This is a genomic window from Streptosporangium sp. NPDC023963 (assembly GCF_040639135.1).
Lineage (GTDB): Bacteria > Actinomycetota > Actinomycetes > Streptosporangiales > Streptosporangiaceae > Streptosporangium.
In genome coordinates, this window is the sequence record NZ_JBEZZK010000006.1 from 423,205 (window position 1) to 439,139 (window position 15,935).

A 15,935-nucleotide genomic window follows, 5' to 3' on the forward strand; every position below is an offset into this window, starting at 1 on the left:
GAAAAATCCAACGGACCTGCCGCAGACCGGACAGAACCTGAGTACTGCCCCCTTCCCGGAACAGCGTCTGCCCAGGTCAGCACGGTGAGAGCGCTACGGAGCCAATCCGGCCCGATGCCGGGCTCGGCTATCCACAGCCGAAACCCCGGCTTCTACGACGCCTTCATCAGCGCAGGTCAGACGGTACTTCGTTGGAAATTTCTTCATTGCTACCGGAACCCCGAATGCCGTTGCTCGCTTTGTCGCTTTCAGTATTTGTGTTCTTCTTCTCGCGGGCGATGGTGTCGGAGCTTCGTTGACCTGGGCGGACTCAGCCGTCGAGCAGGATCCGCGTGGACCATGCGGGGATGGAGAGGACGGCCCCGGCCTCGTGGGCGGTGCCGGCCACCGGGTCGGTGGTGGGCCGGAGGATCGTGACGGAGGTCTCGTCCCAGCTCCAGTTGAAGAGGAACCAGGCACGTCTGCCGTCCGGAAGGGTTCCCGACGAGATCGTGACGGGCAGTGCGCGCGATGGGGCGAGCTCGTCGGCGACCGCCGCCGGTAGCGCCCAGGCGATCACTGCCGCAGACAGGGTCGGGTCCGGGACGGTTCCGACCGTGGTGATGCGACCAGACCCGTGGGCTCGTGTCACTGCGGCAGGGAAGGCACCGAAGCGCGGGTGGATGTATTCGGCGATCGGTTCGGCCTCCTCCGGGATGAGGCCGTCGATCCAGCAGGTGGCCGCCGCGGTCGCGGGGGAAGAAAAATCACCGCGGCCGGTGACCGGGATCGGCTCATCGATGTTGGAGAATTCCTCGTAGTGCACTCCGGCGGGCTCTCGCAGGACCGCGGGGGCGACATCGACGCGCGCGCGGGCCTCGTGGTCGCCGTAGCCGGTGCGGATGCCGATGATGAGGTGCCCGCCGGCTGCCGCATAGTCGCGCAGCAGTTCAAGCTCGCGGTCGGCCGCCACATAGAAGGCGGGTGCGATCAGCACCGGGTAACGCTTCGCCAGCTCGGCTGCGCCGAGTTCGACGGCCTGCTGGGCGTGCAGGATGCGCGCCTGCGCGCCCGCATCGATGACGCCGCGGTGGAAGGCGTCGAAGATGCGCTCGTAGGATGCCGGGTCGGGGCGGCCGGCCACGCTCAGCGGCGGGAAGAACTGGAATGCCCACCGCGTGTCGTTCGACCACAGCAATGCCACGTCACCGTCGGGCTCGAAACCGTCCAGAGCGTCGCCGATCTTCTCGAGCGCGGCACCGATGGCGGACACTTCCTGGTACACACGACCCGGCTGCAAGGAGTGCGGGAGCACACCACCCCAGTAGGTCTCCGTCCCGTAGGGAATGGTGTGCCAATGCCAGTATTCGATCATGGCGGCGCCGCGGCTGATGAGGGCGAAGGCCGCCTGCTGCAGCTGACCAGGCCACGGGGGCAGGTTGTTGGCGCTGCCGTCGATGCTCTGCGCGTTCGTCTCGGTGACCAGGAAGCGTTCCTGCCGCGAGGAGAACAGGCGGTCGGCCTGCCGGAACAAGCCGGCGACGCCCGTGGTGGTCCATTCCGTCTGCGGGGCCAGTTCCTTGGTCACATCCAGGTGGTCCTGCATGGAGTAGTAGGGGTTGCCGGCGGTCACGCTGAGCGCTGCGGAGAGCTTCAGGTCGTCGTGCGCCTTGCGCGGGTAGTTGATGCAGGTGGTCACGAACTGGTCCTCGTGCGCGTACTCACGCACAATGTCGGACTGCCATGAGATGAACTCGGTGGTCAGTTCCGACTGGTACCGCCGCCAGGCCAGGTCGTACTGCGGCAGGCTGTTGCCGTCGGGGCGCCACAGCTCGGACCAGTCGGCGATCCGGTGAGACCAGTACGTCAGGCCCCACTCCCGGTTGAGCGTGTCCACATCGCCGTACTGCACCTTCAGCCGGCGCACGAAGCGGATGAACGCCCCGCGGTTGTGAAACAGCTCCAGGCCCGGCTCATTGTCGACCTGGTAGCCGATGACGCTCGGGTGGTCGGCGTAGCGGCCCACCACCTTGCGGATCACTCGCTCCGCGTGGAACAGGAACGCCGGATGCGAGTAGTCGACCTCTTGACGGGCCCCCCAAGGAATCGGATTCCCTGTCGCTCGCTCGGCGGCGATCTCGGGGTAGGCCTGCTGAAGCCACGGCGGCACGGCGTAGGTGGGCGTGCCCAGGATGACCTTGATGCCGCGTTCATAGGCACTGTCCAGCACCGGTAGCAGCCACTCCAGCTCGAAGCGCCCTTCTTCCGGCTCCCAGCTCGACCAGACCGACTCGCCCACCCGGATCACTGTGAACCCGGCCTGCTTCATCAGGTCCAGGTCCTGCTTGACCCGGTCGCTGAGGTGGTACTCGGCGTAGTACGCGGCGCCGAAGAGAACACCGGTCGGCCGATAGGGCGGCACAAGACTCACGCAAGGACTCCGTTGTTTGTTGAAGAAGATGCCCGGCGGCACCTCTCACTGGCGGCTGACGGGCACGCTACCTCTAGCGCCGCGGCGGCGATCGTGGCCAGCGCCTCGTGCAGGCCCGGGACGTCTCGCGTCCCGTACCCGCCGCGCTCGTTCATAAGGATCAATCTAAACGCCCCGCTGCGGGCTTGCTGCCGACGCTCTCGCCGACGACGGAGACCGGCGGGGTGACATCCCGACCGGATCGCCATCGTGACACCCATGGGGGTTGCGATCCTCAAAGCGCAGACACCGCCGTACCCCATGTGACCTGCACGGGGACGTTAACTCTGGAATCGCTCATGATGTAGGCCGTCGCGGGGTCACCAGGCCTCGCCCGACGCTTGGGAACTCACATGCTCATCACTGTTCGGGTCGCTGTCATCCTCGGCTTCGCGTTCGTCGCCGCGGTCCTCGCCGCGACGCTCATGGTCGCGGACGGCAACTCCTGGCCGAAGGCGTTGTTCGCCGCTGGGGCCGCCTTCGGCGCCGTGCTCACCGTCGCCAACACCTTCATCGGGCCCTCGACGTGACCGCCGGCACCCGTGCTGACGCCGACAGTCGCCGCCCTGCAACGGCAGGCTGCCAACAGAGCTGGGAGCGGGCCAAGGTTGGGGCCGGCTATGTGAAGACGCGGTCGACGACGGCGGCCTGCTCGGCAGGTCCGGCGCGAAAGTATCGGGCGGTGGTCTCCAGGGAGGTGTGGCCCAAGAGCGCCTGAACCTGGGCGGCATCGGCGCCGCCCTGGCGCAGGCGGGTGGCGTAGGTGTAGCGCAGCCGGTGCGGCCGCAGCCCGGGAAGTCCGGCGTCCTGGCCGATGGCCACGATGATCTGGGTGATCCCCGAGTCGGTAAGCCGCCCACGCTGGCCGCACCACAGCGGCACGCCGGTGCCCTCGCCGGCGGTCTCATCCCCAACGCGTGCGTCGAGCCAGGCGGCCAGGTGCTCGCGAGCGATCGGCGGCAGCGGGACGGTGCGCACCTCATCACCCTTGCCGTGCAGGCGCACATGGCCGGTGCGGGCGGTCAGCACGACGTCGCCGGTGACGTCGATCCGGAGACCTACCTGGGCGTACAGCAGCGTCACCGCGGCCAGTGCCTGGTTGATGGTGGCGGGGGAGCGGCGGGCGCCCATCATGTGCTTGCGCCAGGCGGTGACGGCGGCCTCGATCTGGCTGGCCAGCTCCTGCTGGGCGGTGGAACAGCGGGCGTAGCCGATCCTGATCGCCGTGTCGCTGACTTCGGCGACGGCGGCCTGGAGCGGCGGGCCCTTCATCCATGGCCTGCCGGGCAGCCGGTCGGCTGGGACGGCGACCTCCAGCACCTCACGCAACGCCGGGACCAGAACGAACCGGGCGGTGTGATACTTCGACGCGACCTTGCCGCCCTGGGTCCGGCACACACTTCCGGCCGGGACCGCGCATCGGGGGCAGGCGTGCCGCTCGACCGTGCCCGCCGACTCCGATGTCATCTCCATGTCTCGGAGACTCGCAGAAGTGCTTCGCAGAAGTCTGGCCTTTTGAGAGATGTTCTGCGAAGAGCCACCTGGGCGGGAGCGTTGGCGTCCGGCGCGCTGGTGCCTCTCGCAGAAATGACCATTTCTGCGAACCACACGAGCTACATCCGGGTATGCGCGTACGTGTGCAGCGCGTCGCGGACGAACCTCGCCCCCGCCTCGTCGTCGTACATGGCGGCGAAGCGAGGGTCGTCGACGAACATGTCCCCAATGCCGTTCACCATCTCGATCGAGCGCTCCCGGTCGCCCTCAGCGGTGGGAGTGCCCGGGATCTGACTCAGCCACTGGACATGTCGGGCAGCCAGCGACTGAGCGTGTTCCGATGTCGGCGAATCCCCGGCCTTCACTGCAGCAACCCATGCGGCGACGAGGTCTTCGGTGTCCTGCTTCCAGGCCCGCTGCTGGTCAAGGCTCTTGCCATGCCACCAGTCGTTGCTCACTTGGAACGCGTGCTCGCCCCAACGTGAGATCACCTCGTCCTTGTAGAGGTCATTGAACCCCGCCAACATGACATCCATCCGCGGTTCAACCCCGGACTGAAGGGCCTCGAGCGTGTGACGCACGGACCGGACCTGCCGTTCGATGCGGTCCCGTTCCTCTTCCAACGCGGCGATGTGGGCGCGGAGCCCGTCGAGCGTGTCCACCTCCTCGGCCAAGACCTCGGCGATGGCCGGCAAGCCCATGCCGAGCCGGCGCATGAGCAGGATCCGCTGGAGCCGGGCGACCGCGGTGGGGTTGTAGTAGCGGTACCCGTTCGCGCCGACCCGCGACGGGACCAGGAGCCCGACGCGGTCATAGTGACGCAGGGTCCGGCTGGTGATGCCGGCCCTCGCCGCGAGTTCCTGGATCGTCCACTCCATCCCTCCAGTGTTACCCGCGGCGGAGAGTGGTCGCGATGATCTCCGAGGCGTCGGCGTGCAGGGCTTGGGCCGCCGTCTGCCCGGTCGCCGCCAGGTAGGTGTCGACCAGCCGGTTGCCCGCGGCGTACCCCGCGCCCATCGGCAATCCCACCGGGGCGACGCCGAGGTGCTCCGCGCCGGGGTCGCCGTGCACCCAGGCGGTGAAGTTCTGCATGCCTGTCACGTCGAGCCCGGTGAGCACCTTGGCGAAGACCTCGTCGTCGTGCAGGTGCGGCACACCGATGCGGGCGGGGCCGAGCTCATCGCCGTAGAGCTGGCGGGCGAAGGCGTCGGCCAGCCCCTCGCCGACAATGTGCTCGCCGACCGTAACGGTCATCGGGTCCCAAGCCACCCCGCCCGGGCTCCACCGCAGGTTGTGGTGCAGTTCGTGCACGGCGGTGGCCTCCAGCCGTTCCACGTTCTCGGGGAAGGGCCAGAACGTGATGGCGATGTTGCCCGAGATGCCGCCGAACCCGGTCAATCCTTTGCAGGGACCCATGAAGTGTTCGTCACCCGGATCGCCGAGAACGAACAGCACGGTGATGTCCGGGGCCTCCAGCCCCGTTGTCGCCTCCAGCAGTACGGCGAGAGCGTTGTCGAGCGCGCGTTGCATCCGCTCCCAGGCCCCGGCCGCTGCCAGGGTTTCGAGCGCCTCCAGGCAACGCTCCTCGTCGCGGTCGATGGGGAACCCGGACGATTGGAGGTGTACGGCTACCAGGTCGAGCTCGCCTGGGTGGTAGCGATACATGCCCTTGTTGGCTTCCAGCATCGAACGCAGCAGGTCAACGCGGTCCGCGACCGGGGACAGCAGGATCTGCCGCATGGCGGCGTAGGTGTCAAGAACAGTGATCGACATGGCCCCGATGCTAGAAGTTGACGCAGCGTCAAGGTCAAACCGGCGGAGCTCTTCGTCGAGATACAGCCGGGCATGCCGTCACCCAGGCCCGTCGCGACCGGCGGTTCGCCGCTGCGATGGACTCCCAACTTGGTCAGCCGCAGTTCCAGCGTGCGCAGCTCCTCGGTCTTGCGGTCCGCGGTAAACAGCATCCACCGCCGCACCCAGCCGTCGCCGACCACTCCGGAGAACCTCCTCAGAGGCCTGTCGGCGCGACCCGACAGACACAGCACCGCGACCGCGATGATCGGCTATCGCCATCCCAACCCGTCACGCGGAGCTACCTTGCGGCTGGTGGCACGGACCCGAGTGGAGGGCCTCCAGGGCGGCCCGGCCGACCAGCGCCTCTGGCAGGTCGCCCGGGTCGCCGTCGTCCTCCCACAGGCCGAAGGTGATCAGCAGCTCCTCGGCGGACGCCATCATGGCGAGCAGGTCCTCGTGCTGGTCGGGCACGAGCACGGATCGAGTGGCCATCAGGGGTGTCCTCCAGCGGAGTCGGGGATGTCCGTGGCGATCGCCGGTTCACTCCCGGAGCGGGCGGCGGTGAGGGTCTTGTGCACGACGCCGATGGAGACCTTCACCCCGGCGGCGATGGTGCGGATGGATTCGCCGCGCTGATGGCGGGCGAGGATCGCGGCGCGCTTGTCGTCGTCGACCACGGGGCGGCGGCCGCCGACGCGGCCGCGCTTGCGGGCGGCCTCCAAGCCGTTCTTGGTCTTGCGAGTTCGTCGTCGGGAGCAAGGGCCGGGGGAGCACGGCATGAGGGACGGCGCTCAGAGCGCGTCGCTGATGATCAGCTTCAGTAACCCGTCACGGACTACGTCATGATCTTGACAACACACCTGCCGCAGCCGAAATAATTCAGCGACCCGACAAATAAACCAAGCGTTCTGGAGTTTCGCCCCAGGACACGGCCGGCGCCGGGGCTTCGGATACAACCGGCTCACCGTCGACCATCTGGTCCGCGCCCCCCGCTGACCAACCGCGCCATCTGCCGCGCACCCGACAACCCCCTGGAGGACCGGTGCCCCTCGTCGCCGGGGTCGACTCGTCGACCCAGTCGTGCAAGGTCGTCATCCGCGACGCAGAGACCGGGAAGCTGGTGCGCGAAGGTCGCGCACCGCACCCCGTCGGCACCGCCGTGCCGCCGGCCGCGTGGGAGGCCGCACTGTCCGACGCGGTCGCACAGGCCGGCGGACTGGACGACGTGGCGGCTGCCTCGATCGCCGGACAGCAGCAGGGCATGGTGTGCCTGGACGAGGGCGGCGCGGTGGTCCGGGACGCCGTGCTGTGGAACGACACCCGCTCGGCGGGCGCCGCCGCCGACCTGATCTCGGATCTCGGCGGTGGCGAGGTGGGACAGCGAGCATGGGCGGAGGCGGTCGGCCTGGTACCGGTGGCCAGCTTCACCGTCACCAAGCTGCGCTGGCTGGCCTCGGCGGAGCCGGGCAACGCCGCCCGTACAGCCGCGGTGTGTCTGCCGCACGACTGGCTGACCTGGCGACTGTCCGGCGCGCCGGGCCTCGATGCGCTGCGCACCGACCGCAGCGAGGCCAGCGGGACCGGATACTGGTCGGCCGCGACCGATGAGTACCGCCTGGACCTGCTCCGGCTGGCGTTCGGCCGCGACGATGTGCTGCTGCCGCAGGTGCTCGGGCCGACCGGTCAGGCCGGGCACCTGCGCACCGGCGCGCCGCTGGGCCCCGGCGCCGGCGACTGCGCCGCGGCGGCGCTGGGTGTCGGTGCCGAGCCTGGCGACGTGATCGTGTCGATCGGCACCTCCGGCATAGTGTCCACCGTTTCCGAGGTGCCGGCCGCCGACCCGAGCGGGATCGTGGCCGGGTACGCCGATATGACCGGCCGGTTCCTGCCGCTGGTGTGCACGCTCAACGCCGCCCGGGTGCTGGACGCGGCCGCGACCATGCTGGGAGTGGACCACGCGGGGCTGTCGGCGCTGGCGCTGTCCGCACCTTCGGGCGCCGACGGGCTGGTCCTGGTGCCCTACCTGGAGGGCGAGCGCACACCGAACCGCCCGCACGCCACCGGAGCCGTGCACGGCCTGACCCTGCGGACCTCGACCCCCGCCCACCTGGCCCGCGCGGCGGTGGAGGGCATGCTGTGCGCCCTCGCCGACGGGCTGGACGCGATGATCGCGCAGGGCATGACGGTCAACCGGGTCATCCTGGTCGGAGGCGGCGCCCGCTCGGAGGCGGTGCGCCGGATCGCTCCCACGGTCTTCGGCCGCCCCGTGCTCGTCCCGCCGCTGGGGGAGTACGTCGCCGACGGCGCCGCCCGTCAGGCGGCCTGGGTGTTGTCGGGCGGGCAGCGACCGCCGTCGTGGACGATCGGGCAGGTTGAGACTCACGAGGCGGACGCCGTGCCGGCGATCCGCGAACGGTACGCCGTGGCCTGCGCGAACATCCTCGACCGCGCCGGCTGACGGCGGCGGAGACGTTTTCTTCACCGAATGCTCGGGTTCAGCGCCTGCACGATCACCGACGCCACCGCCGCCGTCTACGCCGAGCAGATCGGCGCCCTGGACGCCGAGCACCTGCCCTATCTCAACAGCCCCAACCCGGACTCACCGTTCCGTTCCCGCCGGACCCCCAGCCTCTGCCGGCACCGAAGGCCGATACGTGGCCAGCCGGTGCCGGACGGGGCGGTCAGGGGTTCTTGACGATCGGCTCATCGGCCGGATCGCGGTCCGGCGTGCCCGCCGGTACCCGGTCCACCTTGTGGTCCTGCTTGCCGGCCGGTAGCTGCTCCACCTGGTCGGCGGGCGGGGCCGTGACCGTCACCGGGGTTCCGAAGTCCTCGAAGTCCAGGACGTTTCGCTGGCCGGTGTCGCTGAAGGCGACTTCCAGACGCCGGACGCGTCCCTGGTCGTCCACGTTCACGGCTCCCGTGATCTCCACCGACGTGTCCACGGCCTCCTTCAATCCGGGTTCGCCGTCATCCTTCAGCGAGAACGTGAACCTTTGGCCGGTCCAGCCCTGACCGGAGGCGGAGCCGTTCTCACGGACGTCGGTGGCCGAACGGAGTCGTTGCAAGGCCGCCTGAGGGTCCAGTGGAGCGAGTTTGACCAGGGCGACGGCCTGCGGAGCGCTCTTCAACTCCTCCTCGATGCGCGGGGAGACCGTCCATTTCCCCTCGCGCTGCTGCCGGCCGTACATCAGGTCGCCGACGAACCGGGTTTCGGCCCCGTCCCCGGCCCTGGTGATAACGCCCACGCGCTGGGCAGGGTCGAAGGCGCCGTCGAAGGTCTTGGCACCGCTGGTGCCGTGGATCCGGTAGCTCTCCCGGCTGGTGTTTTCGGCCGCGGCGGCCACCTGGGCCTGCGCCGAGGGCTGACCCGCCGGCAGGAGCAGCGCGATCACCCCCACCGCGGCCGCGACGCCCACCGAGGCGATCGAGACCAGGACCCGGACCGGTCCCCGCCTCTGCGTCGCCGGTGCCGATACCGCCGGTATGGCCGGCATGAGGTCGATGCCCGCCGGGCGATCCTCGGTGGCCCTGACGAGCAGTGCCCGGATTTCCTTCTCGTTCATGAACGGCTCCTCGTGGTGGTGTCTCACCGGATCTCACTCCCCTGCGCCTCGGTTCGGTTGACCACGATGTCTGGCGAGATCATCTGGCGCATCGCCCGCAGGCCGCGATGCGTGTGGGTTTTGACCGTTCCCGCCGAGCAGCCCATCAGTTCGGCGACCTCCGTCTCCGACAGGTCCACAAAAAAGCGCAGCACCAGAGCTGTCCGCTGCCTGACCGGCAGCCTCGCCAGCGCATTGCGGACGTCCTCGGCCACCGCCCGAGTTTCTCCCACGTCCCCGAGACCGGGCAGGTCGGGCAGATCGGCGCGCGGGACCTCACGGCGCCACCGGGCACGCCACCAGGATCGATGGGTGTTGACCAGGATGCGGCGCAGGTAGGCGTCCGGTTCGCTGCTGGTATCCAGCCGATGCCACACCCGATACAGCTTGCCAAGGCAGGATTGCACCAGGTCCTCGGCTGTGTGCCAGTCCCCGGTGAGCAGGACCGCCGTTCTCAGATGGTGCTCACCCCGGTGCCGCACGAAGTCCACGAAATCCTCATCCACCCGGTCTCCTCTCGTCGGTGAAAGCCACCCCTGACACTCCCTGGGCCACACCCCCGGTTGACCGGAAGAACATGAAGTATCAAGAAATTTCCGCTCGCGGTCGGCGCGGACACCCGTCATGGTCACGCGACGGCCACCGGGCGGGGAGGGGGTAGCTCGGGTGGCGGCCGCGTCGCGCTGCATGCGCAGGTGAGCACGAGCGGCTTGGTGGTCGGCGCGGCCGCGGTGGTCGCGCGGGTAGCGGGCCCGTGCCGCGTGCAGAACTTCAGCAAGATCCCGAACGCGAGCCGCGTTGCGCCGCGCTTTCCGGCTATGAGCTCGTGTTCCTCATCCAGGATCGTCCAGTGCTCGACGAGTTCGTCGATATGAAGCGGGGGGCGTGTCATGCCCGGTCAGCGTCACCTACGCAGGTCACAACAAGATCAACACCGTTTGGGGCTCATGACAGCGTTCTTACCGGCACCCCATCATGGAAAACCCCGCCTCCGGCCCTCGGAGGGCGGGGTGGTCATGAGGGAAAACCCTGGCTTGTCCCTGGCATCGGAGCTCCGGCCTGCCGCCGGGCCCGGCGGGGGTCTAGCGTGGAACGCATGGGACGAATTCTTCTGATCGTGGCGGCCGTGGTGATCGGCTTCCTCCTGCTGGGCTCGGTTCTGGGCTTCCTCTTCACGCTCCTCAAGTGGGCTCTGATCATCGGACTGGTAGGTGTGGTGGTCATGTTCGTGAGCAGGCTCTTCCGCTCCTCGACCACGCGCGACTGACCGCCGCCGAGGGGCGGGAGCGGCGTCCGGCGAGACAACCGCCCGCAGGCGAGGGCCGCGCCCGGTGCGACCGGGCACGGCAGGGCCGGTCGCCGGTCCGGGCGTCCGGCCGCCGCCGGTCGTCCGAAGCCGGGGCGCCGAAGCCGGGGGCGCCGGAGCCCGGGCGCCGGAAACGGTGGACGGCCGGACCGGTGATGAGCCGGCGGCGTCCGGGGCTCGGGACCGGTGATCAGCCGGAGGTGTCCGGGGCCAGGGCGCCGACCAGGTCGGCGGCGTCCAGCAGCTCCACCCGGCTCGCGTCCGCGCTCCACGGGTAGAGCGCGTAGAGCCGGGACCCCTCGGGCAGGTCCAGGTCCGCGTGGACGAGCACGGCGAGGTCCACATCGCCCACCGGCTCCTGCCGGGGACCGTCGTGATCGTGTTTCATCAGCCTGGTGACGAGACCGGCGACGTCCTCGCCGGCCCGGCGCGCGTAACGGGAGACCGAGCCGTCCAGGCGGCGGACCAGCACCTCGCCGGCGCGGGCAGCGGCGTGCCAGCACGCCACCTCCCACAGGGTGACGTGCCCGGCCCGCAGGTAGGAGTCCTCGATCGCGGCGTACATCCTGGCCAGATGCGAGCCGTAGCCCAGCGCGTCGTGCCCGTACCCCTCACTGGCCTGGCCGAGATCGATCCAGCGCATCGTGCGTGACCACAGGTCGGCCACCAGCGGAGACCGGATCTTGTCGGAGCCGGTCAGGTCGAAACGCTGCTCGACCGCCCGGGGGTCGAACAGGCCCTCCGGCCGGTTCATGAACCCGGCGAAACCGCGCACGAGATCGTCGAACGGCACGTCGTTGTAGCTGAAGACGATCGGTGTCGCGTAGCGCCCGCCGAGGGCCCGCAGCGCGGCGAGGTCGAGGTCGACGAACTCCGAGGCTCCGAGCGGCTCGGGGGCGGAGGTCAGGTCGCCGGAGTGCACGGCGGCGGCCCCGCCCAGGCGCAGGTTGGTGTAGTCGCAGTGGCCGACGTACTGCCAGTGCGTGTCGTAGAGGATCACCGACAGGTCGAGGTCGATCCGCTCGCCCGGCGGCTCGGCCCAGTGCAGGAACAGGCGGATCCGATCCCCGCCGGGGAGCGGCTGCACGCTGCCGCGCGGGATCCTGACCAGGGAACCGGAGGCGGACCGCTCGGAGGTGGGCGCGACCAGGTCGGCCAGCCCCTCGTCCAGCAGCACCCGCCCCAGCGGGGGCAGCGCGCCCGCGCGGCGCAGCATCTCGCCGGTCAGTGCCGCGACGACCGGCACGACCTCGTCCTCGGGCAGCTGGGGGCGATCGTCCGGCCGCACCCAGGCGCGCGCGGTGTCGCCGCGCGGAAGGAAGGCGCGCGCCCCGCCGACCGGCGTGCGGAGCCTGCCGAGGGCGGCGATCAGCACCCCGGGCGCGACCCGGGGCGCGGCGGCGGCGGTCGCCTCGGCGACGCCCTTCTCCCCGCTGGACAGGAGCTTGAAGAGTCGCCGTACCAGCTCGCCGGGCCTCGCGGCGAGCAGCGGCAGCGCGGGCTCGCCCGCGCGCAGCGCCGCCTCCACCCGGCTCGCGAAGGTCTCCGCGCGCAACCGCCCGCCGTCCACGCGCAGCACGTCGGGATGCCCGGCCGCATGCTCCAGCATCGCCCGTCCGAACGCGCCGGTGAGCGGGGTGCCACGCAGCGCCGCGAAGGCCAGCGCCGCCGTGGGGTGGCGCCGGTGGAACTCGTGCGGGTGCAGCGTCTCCGCCATGTGCTTCCACGCCTCGGGGTGGCGGCGCAGGTCCTCCACGAGGTACCGCAGGGGCAGCGAGTCGAGGCGGGCCAGCAGCACGCGGCGTACGGGGCGGGGCAGGGAGACGCGGCGCGGCGGCCTGGTGCGCAGGCCCGGGTCGCCGCCCATGAGCGCGTACAGCAGGCGCAGCACGTCGGTCGCGGTGTCCGCGTGCAGGTCGAGCAGGTCGCGCGCGGCGGCGGGGGAGAGGCGGGGCAGCAGCGTCGCCAGGACGGCCGCCCTGGTCTCGCGGACCGGGATGCTCTCCGGCAGCCAGCCCGCCGCCTCCGGCAGGTGGTCGCCGACGAGCACGGTGACGTCCTCGCGGTCGGCCGCCGACAGGGGGGTGCGGCGCTCCAGCAGCGAGACGGCGACCTCCCGGGCGGCCGCGGCGACGTCGTCGCGGAACGAGAGCAGGCCGAGGGGGCGGCGGGTGACGGCCGCGTCGGGCGCGGCGGTCGCGGCGGTCGCGGTCCGGGCCGCGGGGACGTCGGCCGGGCGCAGGAAGGGGTCGTCCGGGTCGATCCTGCGGTGGCAGATCGGGCAGCCCGCGTAGTCGGAGCCGTCCCAGCAGGCGTGGCAGACCAGGTGGGCGCAGGGGGAGACCGCGTGCACGGTGTCCTTTCGCCCGCACAGCGCGCACGGCTGCTCGGGCTCCTGCAGCAGGACGGTGAACACCCTGCGGACGTAGAGCTCGGCGGTGTCGGCGGGGACGCTCTCGGGGAAGTGGCGGAAGAGCGGCACGTGCTCCACGTGGTCGCCCGCCTCCTTCCGCAGCGCGTGCAGGAGCCCGCGGCCCGCCAGGCCGAGGCCGGTGGCCGTCATCCGCCCGAACTCGGCCCTGAGCGCGGCCGACATCAGGAAGCCGTGCTGCAGGAGCTCGGTCTCCAGCACCTGCACGCCGAGCGCGAGGTCGGGCCCGGCGATCCACCGCGAGCCGCGCGGCTTGCGGAAGTAGCGCCTCGGAGGGATCGCGGCCTCCCCGGGAGGGAGGAGGGCGGGGAGCACGAGCCGGCGCCGCCGCAGCAGGATCTCGGCGGTCCTGTCCATCGTGTCCCCTCCCTGTCGGAGTTTCCTGCCGGACTTCCCTGCCCGAGGAATGCGAGGAGGGGCGGAGAGCGGACGCGCTAAAGCCCTTTGCATGAGAAGAAGGAAGCACGTCCAGGAGCCGCCCCTCGGGGGTAACCGTACTGTCCCCCCGGACTCTTTGTCGTCCCGGTTTCCCGGTGCGGGCGCGGTCCTCGCCTCCACTGTGCCCCGCCCCCACCGCGGGAACGTACGTGCCACGGCGGGGCGTGCTCGTTTCCCGCCGTCACCGCCGCCGTCACAGCCGCCTTCCGCCGTCTCCGGCCGCCCGAGGTCAGTCCCGGGAGACGTGCTTCAGCTGGAGATCGTCGAGCAGGGTCCGGGTCGCGGCGGCCACCGCCTCGACGGCCCGCTCGAAGGCCTCCGCGTTGCGCGTCGACGGGGAGCGGAAGCCCGACACCTTGCGGACGTACTGGAGCGCGGCGGCTCGCACGTCGTCGTCGGTCACGTCGCTGGCGTAGGGCTCACGAAGGGTCTTGATACTCCGGCACATGACAGGACGGTACTCCGTCTCGAGGTCTTTCCGCCCGTCCGATCCGATCGGTCTCGCCGGAACCGCCCGGCGGGGCACGTCCCGCCCTGCCGGAACCACCCGGCTCGGCCACCGGATCACGCCGGAACCGCCCGGCTCGGCCACCGGATCACGCCGGAACCGCCCGATCCGGCCCCCGATCGTGCCGGGGCCGGGCGCCGCCCGCCGGCGCGCCGGCGGTCAGCCGTCGCGCTCGCACTGGAGCGCGTCGGCGGCCAGGATGGCGCCGAGAAGCCCCGGGAAGAGCGTGTCGAGGTCACGCCGGCGCAGCGCGTTCATCTTGGCCGTGCCCCGGTAGGCCTGGTTGATCACACCCGCCTCGCGCAGCACCCGGAAGTGGTGGGTGGTGGTCGACTTGGTGACCGCCAGCTCGATCGCCGAGCAGGGGGCCTCCTCGTCCTCCTCCAGCTGCCACAAAAAGCGCACGATCCGAAGGCGCATCGGGTCGGACAGGGCGTGCAGCACGCCCTCCAGACGGATCTCCCCGCATTCGGGGTGCTCCAGAGCCCTGGCGGACGCGGTCGACACGATGAGTCCCTTCTGTGGGTCGACTTGATTGTACGAAGGTGATCGTAGTTTGACATCTGTCGTAGTACGTAGACTATCGTATTAGTTGTGAAGCCGGGGCGCCGTCCCCGAGATCCCTCCCGAGAAGGAGTACGGCCGTGAGCGCCCTGTTCGAGCCCTTGACGTTGAGGTCCGTCACCATCCCCAACCGGGTCTGGATGGCTCCGATGTGCCAGTACTCCGCGGCGGTCGAGGGGCCGGAGCAGGGAGTGCCGACCGACTGGCACCTGTCCCACCTGGCCGCCCGCGCGGTGGGCGGCGCCGGGCTCATCCTGACCGAGGCCACCGCGGTGGCGCCGGAGGGACGCATCAGCCCGGCCGACCTCGGGATCTGGAACGACCGCCAGCGGGAGGCGTTCACCCGCGTCACCCGCTTCCTGCTGGACCACGGCACCGTGCCCGGCATCCAGCTCGCGCACGCGGGGCGCAAGGCCTCCACCCGCCGCACCTGGCAGGGCGGCGCGCCCACCGGCCCCGGCGAGCACGGCTGGCAGCCGGTCGGGCCGAGCCCGATCCCCTTCAGCGACGTCCACCCCACTCCCACGGAGCTGGGCGCCGGCGACATCGACCGGATCGTGGACGACTTCGCCGCCGCGGCGCGGCGGGCACTGGAAGCGGGCTTCCAGGTGGCCGAGATCCACGGCGCGCACGGCTACCTGATCGCCGAGTTCCTGTCGCCCTTCAGCAACCACCGCACCGACGCGTACGGCGGCTCGTACGAGAACCGCACCCGCTTCGCGCTCCGGGTCGTCGACGCGGTCCGCGCGGTCTGGCCGGACGAGCTTCCCCTCTTCTTCCGCATCTCGGCCACCGACTGGCTGGCGGAGGACCCCGCGGACGACCGCGAGGGCTGGAGCGCGGACGACACCGTCCGCTTCGCCAAGGACCTGCTCGCCCACGGCGTCGACCTGCTCGACGCCTCGACCGGAGGCAACGTCGCCAGGGCGCGCATCCCCATGGGACCCGGTTACCAGGTGCCGTACGCGGCCAGGGTGAAGGCCGAGACCGACCTGCCGGTGGGGGCGGTCGGTGAGATCACCCGGCCCCGGCAGGCCGAGGAGATCATCGCCTCGGGCCAGGCCGACGCCGTCCTGCTGGGCCGCGAGTTGCTCCGCAACCCCTACTGGCCGAACCTCGCCGCCCGTGAGCTCGGCTCCGCCGGAGCCCGCTGGCCCGACCAGTACCACCGCGCGGTCTGACCCGCTTCCGCCCGCCATCCGCGCGTTCCCCCGGGGCCAGCCGGTCCCCAGGTGTGAGCCGGGCTCGCAGGTTCCGGCCGCCACCCGCGCGCGTCCCCGACGCCGGGCGGGGAGGTGACCGTCCGGAGGAGGCGACGCGCGCGGGTGGGGCGGAAGGCGGCGAAC

Annotated in this window: 17 protein-coding genes; 5 read left to right on the top strand and 12 right to left on the bottom strand. The window is 70.7% G+C overall.

The features are described from left to right. Positions 1-310: 310 nt before the first annotated feature. On the bottom strand, positions 311-2,410 hold the full coding sequence (locus AB0F88_RS21645; protein WP_362686590.1) for a beta-galactosidase: 2,100 nt from the start codon (positions 2,408-2,410) through the stop codon (positions 311-313). A 392-nt stretch (positions 2,411-2,802) separates the two neighbouring features. Here AB0F88_RS21645 and AB0F88_RS21650 point away from each other — a divergent pair, with 392 nt between their 5' ends. Next, on the top strand, positions 2,803-2,979 hold the full coding sequence (locus AB0F88_RS21650; RefSeq protein ID WP_362686593.1) for a hypothetical protein: 177 nt from the start codon (positions 2,803-2,805) through the stop codon (positions 2,977-2,979). A gap of 88 nt (positions 2,980-3,067) precedes the next feature. On the opposite strand, the gene AB0F88_RS21655 is transcribed toward AB0F88_RS21650, so the two are convergent. The 5 genes from AB0F88_RS21655 to AB0F88_RS21675 form a co-directional block, all read right to left on the bottom strand. After that, positions 3,068-3,922 carry a tyrosine-type recombinase/integrase gene (locus tag AB0F88_RS21655; RefSeq protein ID WP_362686596.1) on the bottom strand — a complete coding sequence of 285 codons (855 nt, stop codon included), beginning with the start codon at positions 3,920-3,922 and terminating at the stop codon, positions 3,068-3,070. 140 nt (positions 3,923-4,062) lie between these two features. Further along, positions 4,063-4,821, bottom strand: coding sequence for a MerR family transcriptional regulator (locus AB0F88_RS21660; protein WP_362686599.1), 759 nt, complete (start codon positions 4,819-4,821; stop codon positions 4,063-4,065). Between the two features lie 10 nt (positions 4,822-4,831). After that, positions 4,832-5,716: a DUF2268 domain-containing putative Zn-dependent protease gene (locus AB0F88_RS21665; RefSeq protein ID WP_362686602.1), complete on the bottom strand. Its 885-nt coding sequence runs from the start codon at positions 5,714-5,716 to the stop codon at positions 4,832-4,834. Positions 5,717-6,025: 309 nt separating this feature from the next. Then, positions 6,026-6,229 carry a hypothetical protein gene (locus tag AB0F88_RS21670; RefSeq protein ID WP_362686605.1) on the bottom strand — a complete coding sequence of 68 codons (204 nt, stop codon included), beginning with the start codon at positions 6,227-6,229 and terminating at the stop codon, positions 6,026-6,028. Beyond that, on the bottom strand, positions 6,229-6,459 hold the full coding sequence (locus tag AB0F88_RS21675) for a hypothetical protein (RefSeq protein ID WP_362686608.1): 231 nt from the start codon (positions 6,457-6,459) through the stop codon (positions 6,229-6,231). The genes AB0F88_RS21670 and AB0F88_RS21675 overlap by 1 nt, the downstream gene beginning before the upstream one ends. Positions 6,460-6,779: 320 nt before the next feature. Between AB0F88_RS21675 and AB0F88_RS21680 the strand changes: the two genes are divergently transcribed. After that, on the top strand, positions 6,780-8,195 hold the full coding sequence (locus tag AB0F88_RS21680) for an FGGY-family carbohydrate kinase (RefSeq protein WP_362686611.1): 1,416 nt from the start codon (positions 6,780-6,782) through the stop codon (positions 8,193-8,195). Positions 8,196-8,222: 27 nt separating this feature from the next. Continuing rightward, entirely contained in the window at positions 8,223-8,432 is a 210-nt protein-coding gene (locus tag AB0F88_RS21685) for a hypothetical protein (protein ID WP_362686614.1), read from the top strand. Here the strand turns inward: AB0F88_RS21685 and AB0F88_RS21690 are convergent. The 3 genes from AB0F88_RS21690 to AB0F88_RS21700 all read right to left on the bottom strand — a co-directional run bounded on the left by AB0F88_RS21690 (position 8,419) and on the right by AB0F88_RS21700 (position 10,234). Continuing rightward, positions 8,419-9,303, bottom strand: coding sequence for a hypothetical protein (locus tag AB0F88_RS21690; protein ID WP_362686617.1), 885 nt, complete (start codon positions 9,301-9,303; stop codon positions 8,419-8,421). The genes AB0F88_RS21685 and AB0F88_RS21690 overlap by 14 nt on opposite strands. A gap of 23 nt (positions 9,304-9,326) precedes the next feature. Next, positions 9,327-9,848 (bottom strand): SigE family RNA polymerase sigma factor, encoded by a 522-nt coding sequence (locus AB0F88_RS21695; protein ID WP_362686620.1) that lies wholly within the window; start codon positions 9,846-9,848, stop codon positions 9,327-9,329. A 122-nt stretch (positions 9,849-9,970) separates the two neighbouring features. Further along, positions 9,971-10,234 carry a hypothetical protein gene (locus AB0F88_RS21700; RefSeq protein ID WP_362686623.1) on the bottom strand — a complete coding sequence of 88 codons (264 nt, stop codon included), beginning with the start codon at positions 10,232-10,234 and terminating at the stop codon, positions 9,971-9,973. 204 nt (positions 10,235-10,438) lie between these two features. On the opposite strand from AB0F88_RS21700, the gene AB0F88_RS21705 reads away from it, so the two are divergent. Further along, entirely contained in the window at positions 10,439-10,609 is a 171-nt protein-coding gene (locus AB0F88_RS21705) for a hypothetical protein (RefSeq protein ID WP_362686626.1), read from the top strand. 229 nt (positions 10,610-10,838) lie between these two features. Here the strand turns inward: AB0F88_RS21705 and AB0F88_RS21710 are convergent, their stop codons facing one another. The 3 genes from AB0F88_RS21710 to AB0F88_RS21720 form a co-directional block, all read right to left on the bottom strand. Continuing rightward, complete coding sequence (locus AB0F88_RS21710) at positions 10,839-13,436, bottom strand: MXAN_6230/SCO0854 family RING domain-containing protein (RefSeq protein ID WP_362686629.1); 2,598 nt, start codon at positions 13,434-13,436, stop codon at positions 10,839-10,841. A 310-nt stretch (positions 13,437-13,746) separates the two neighbouring features. Beyond that, the gene (locus AB0F88_RS21715) at positions 13,747-13,965 is read right to left on the bottom strand and encodes a DUF2277 domain-containing protein (protein ID WP_362686632.1); all 219 of its coding nucleotides are present in this window, start codon (positions 13,963-13,965) and stop codon (positions 13,747-13,749) included. Between the two features lie 219 nt (positions 13,966-14,184). After that, entirely contained in the window at positions 14,185-14,532 is a 348-nt protein-coding gene (locus AB0F88_RS21720) for a helix-turn-helix domain-containing protein (RefSeq protein WP_362686634.1), read from the bottom strand. A 137-nt stretch (positions 14,533-14,669) separates the two neighbouring features. Between AB0F88_RS21720 and AB0F88_RS21725 the strand changes: the two genes are divergently transcribed. Then, a complete protein-coding gene (locus AB0F88_RS21725; RefSeq protein WP_362686637.1) occupies positions 14,670-15,770 on the top strand; it encodes an NADH:flavin oxidoreductase/NADH oxidase in 1,101 nt (366 codons plus the stop codon). The last annotated feature ends 165 nt before the right edge of the window (positions 15,771-15,935 follow it).

Excerpts from the sequence above, each read along its gene's own strand:
- AB0F88_RS21655 (WP_362686596.1), bottom strand. The coding sequence starts at position 3,922 with ATGGAGATGACATCGGAGTCGGCGGGCACGGTCGAGCGGCACGCCTGC.
- AB0F88_RS21690 (WP_362686617.1), bottom strand. The coding sequence starts at position 9,303 with ATGAACGAGAAGGAAATCCGGGCACTGCTCGTCAGGGCCACCGAGGAT.
- AB0F88_RS21705 (WP_362686626.1), top strand. The coding sequence starts at position 10,439 with ATGGGACGAATTCTTCTGATCGTGGCGGCCGTGGTGATCGGCTTCCTC.
- AB0F88_RS21685 (WP_362686614.1), top strand. The coding sequence starts at position 8,223 with ATGCTCGGGTTCAGCGCCTGCACGATCACCGACGCCACCGCCGCCGTC.
- AB0F88_RS21665 (WP_362686602.1), bottom strand. The coding sequence starts at position 5,716 with ATGTCGATCACTGTTCTTGACACCTACGCCGCCATGCGGCAGATCCTG.
- AB0F88_RS21670 (WP_362686605.1), bottom strand. The coding sequence starts at position 6,229 with ATGGCCACTCGATCCGTGCTCGTGCCCGACCAGCACGAGGACCTGCTC.
- AB0F88_RS21660 (WP_362686599.1), bottom strand. The coding sequence starts at position 4,821 with ATGGAGTGGACGATCCAGGAACTCGCGGCGAGGGCCGGCATCACCAGC.
- AB0F88_RS21715 (WP_362686632.1), bottom strand. The coding sequence starts at position 13,965 with ATGTGCCGGAGTATCAAGACCCTTCGTGAGCCCTACGCCAGCGACGTG.
- AB0F88_RS21710 (WP_362686629.1), bottom strand. The coding sequence starts at position 13,436 with ATGGACAGGACCGCCGAGATCCTGCTGCGGCGGCGCCGGCTCGTGCTC.
- AB0F88_RS21700 (WP_362686623.1), bottom strand. The coding sequence starts at position 10,234 with ATGACACGCCCCCCGCTTCATATCGACGAACTCGTCGAGCACTGGACG.
- AB0F88_RS21650 (WP_362686593.1), top strand. The coding sequence starts at position 2,803 with ATGCTCATCACTGTTCGGGTCGCTGTCATCCTCGGCTTCGCGTTCGTC.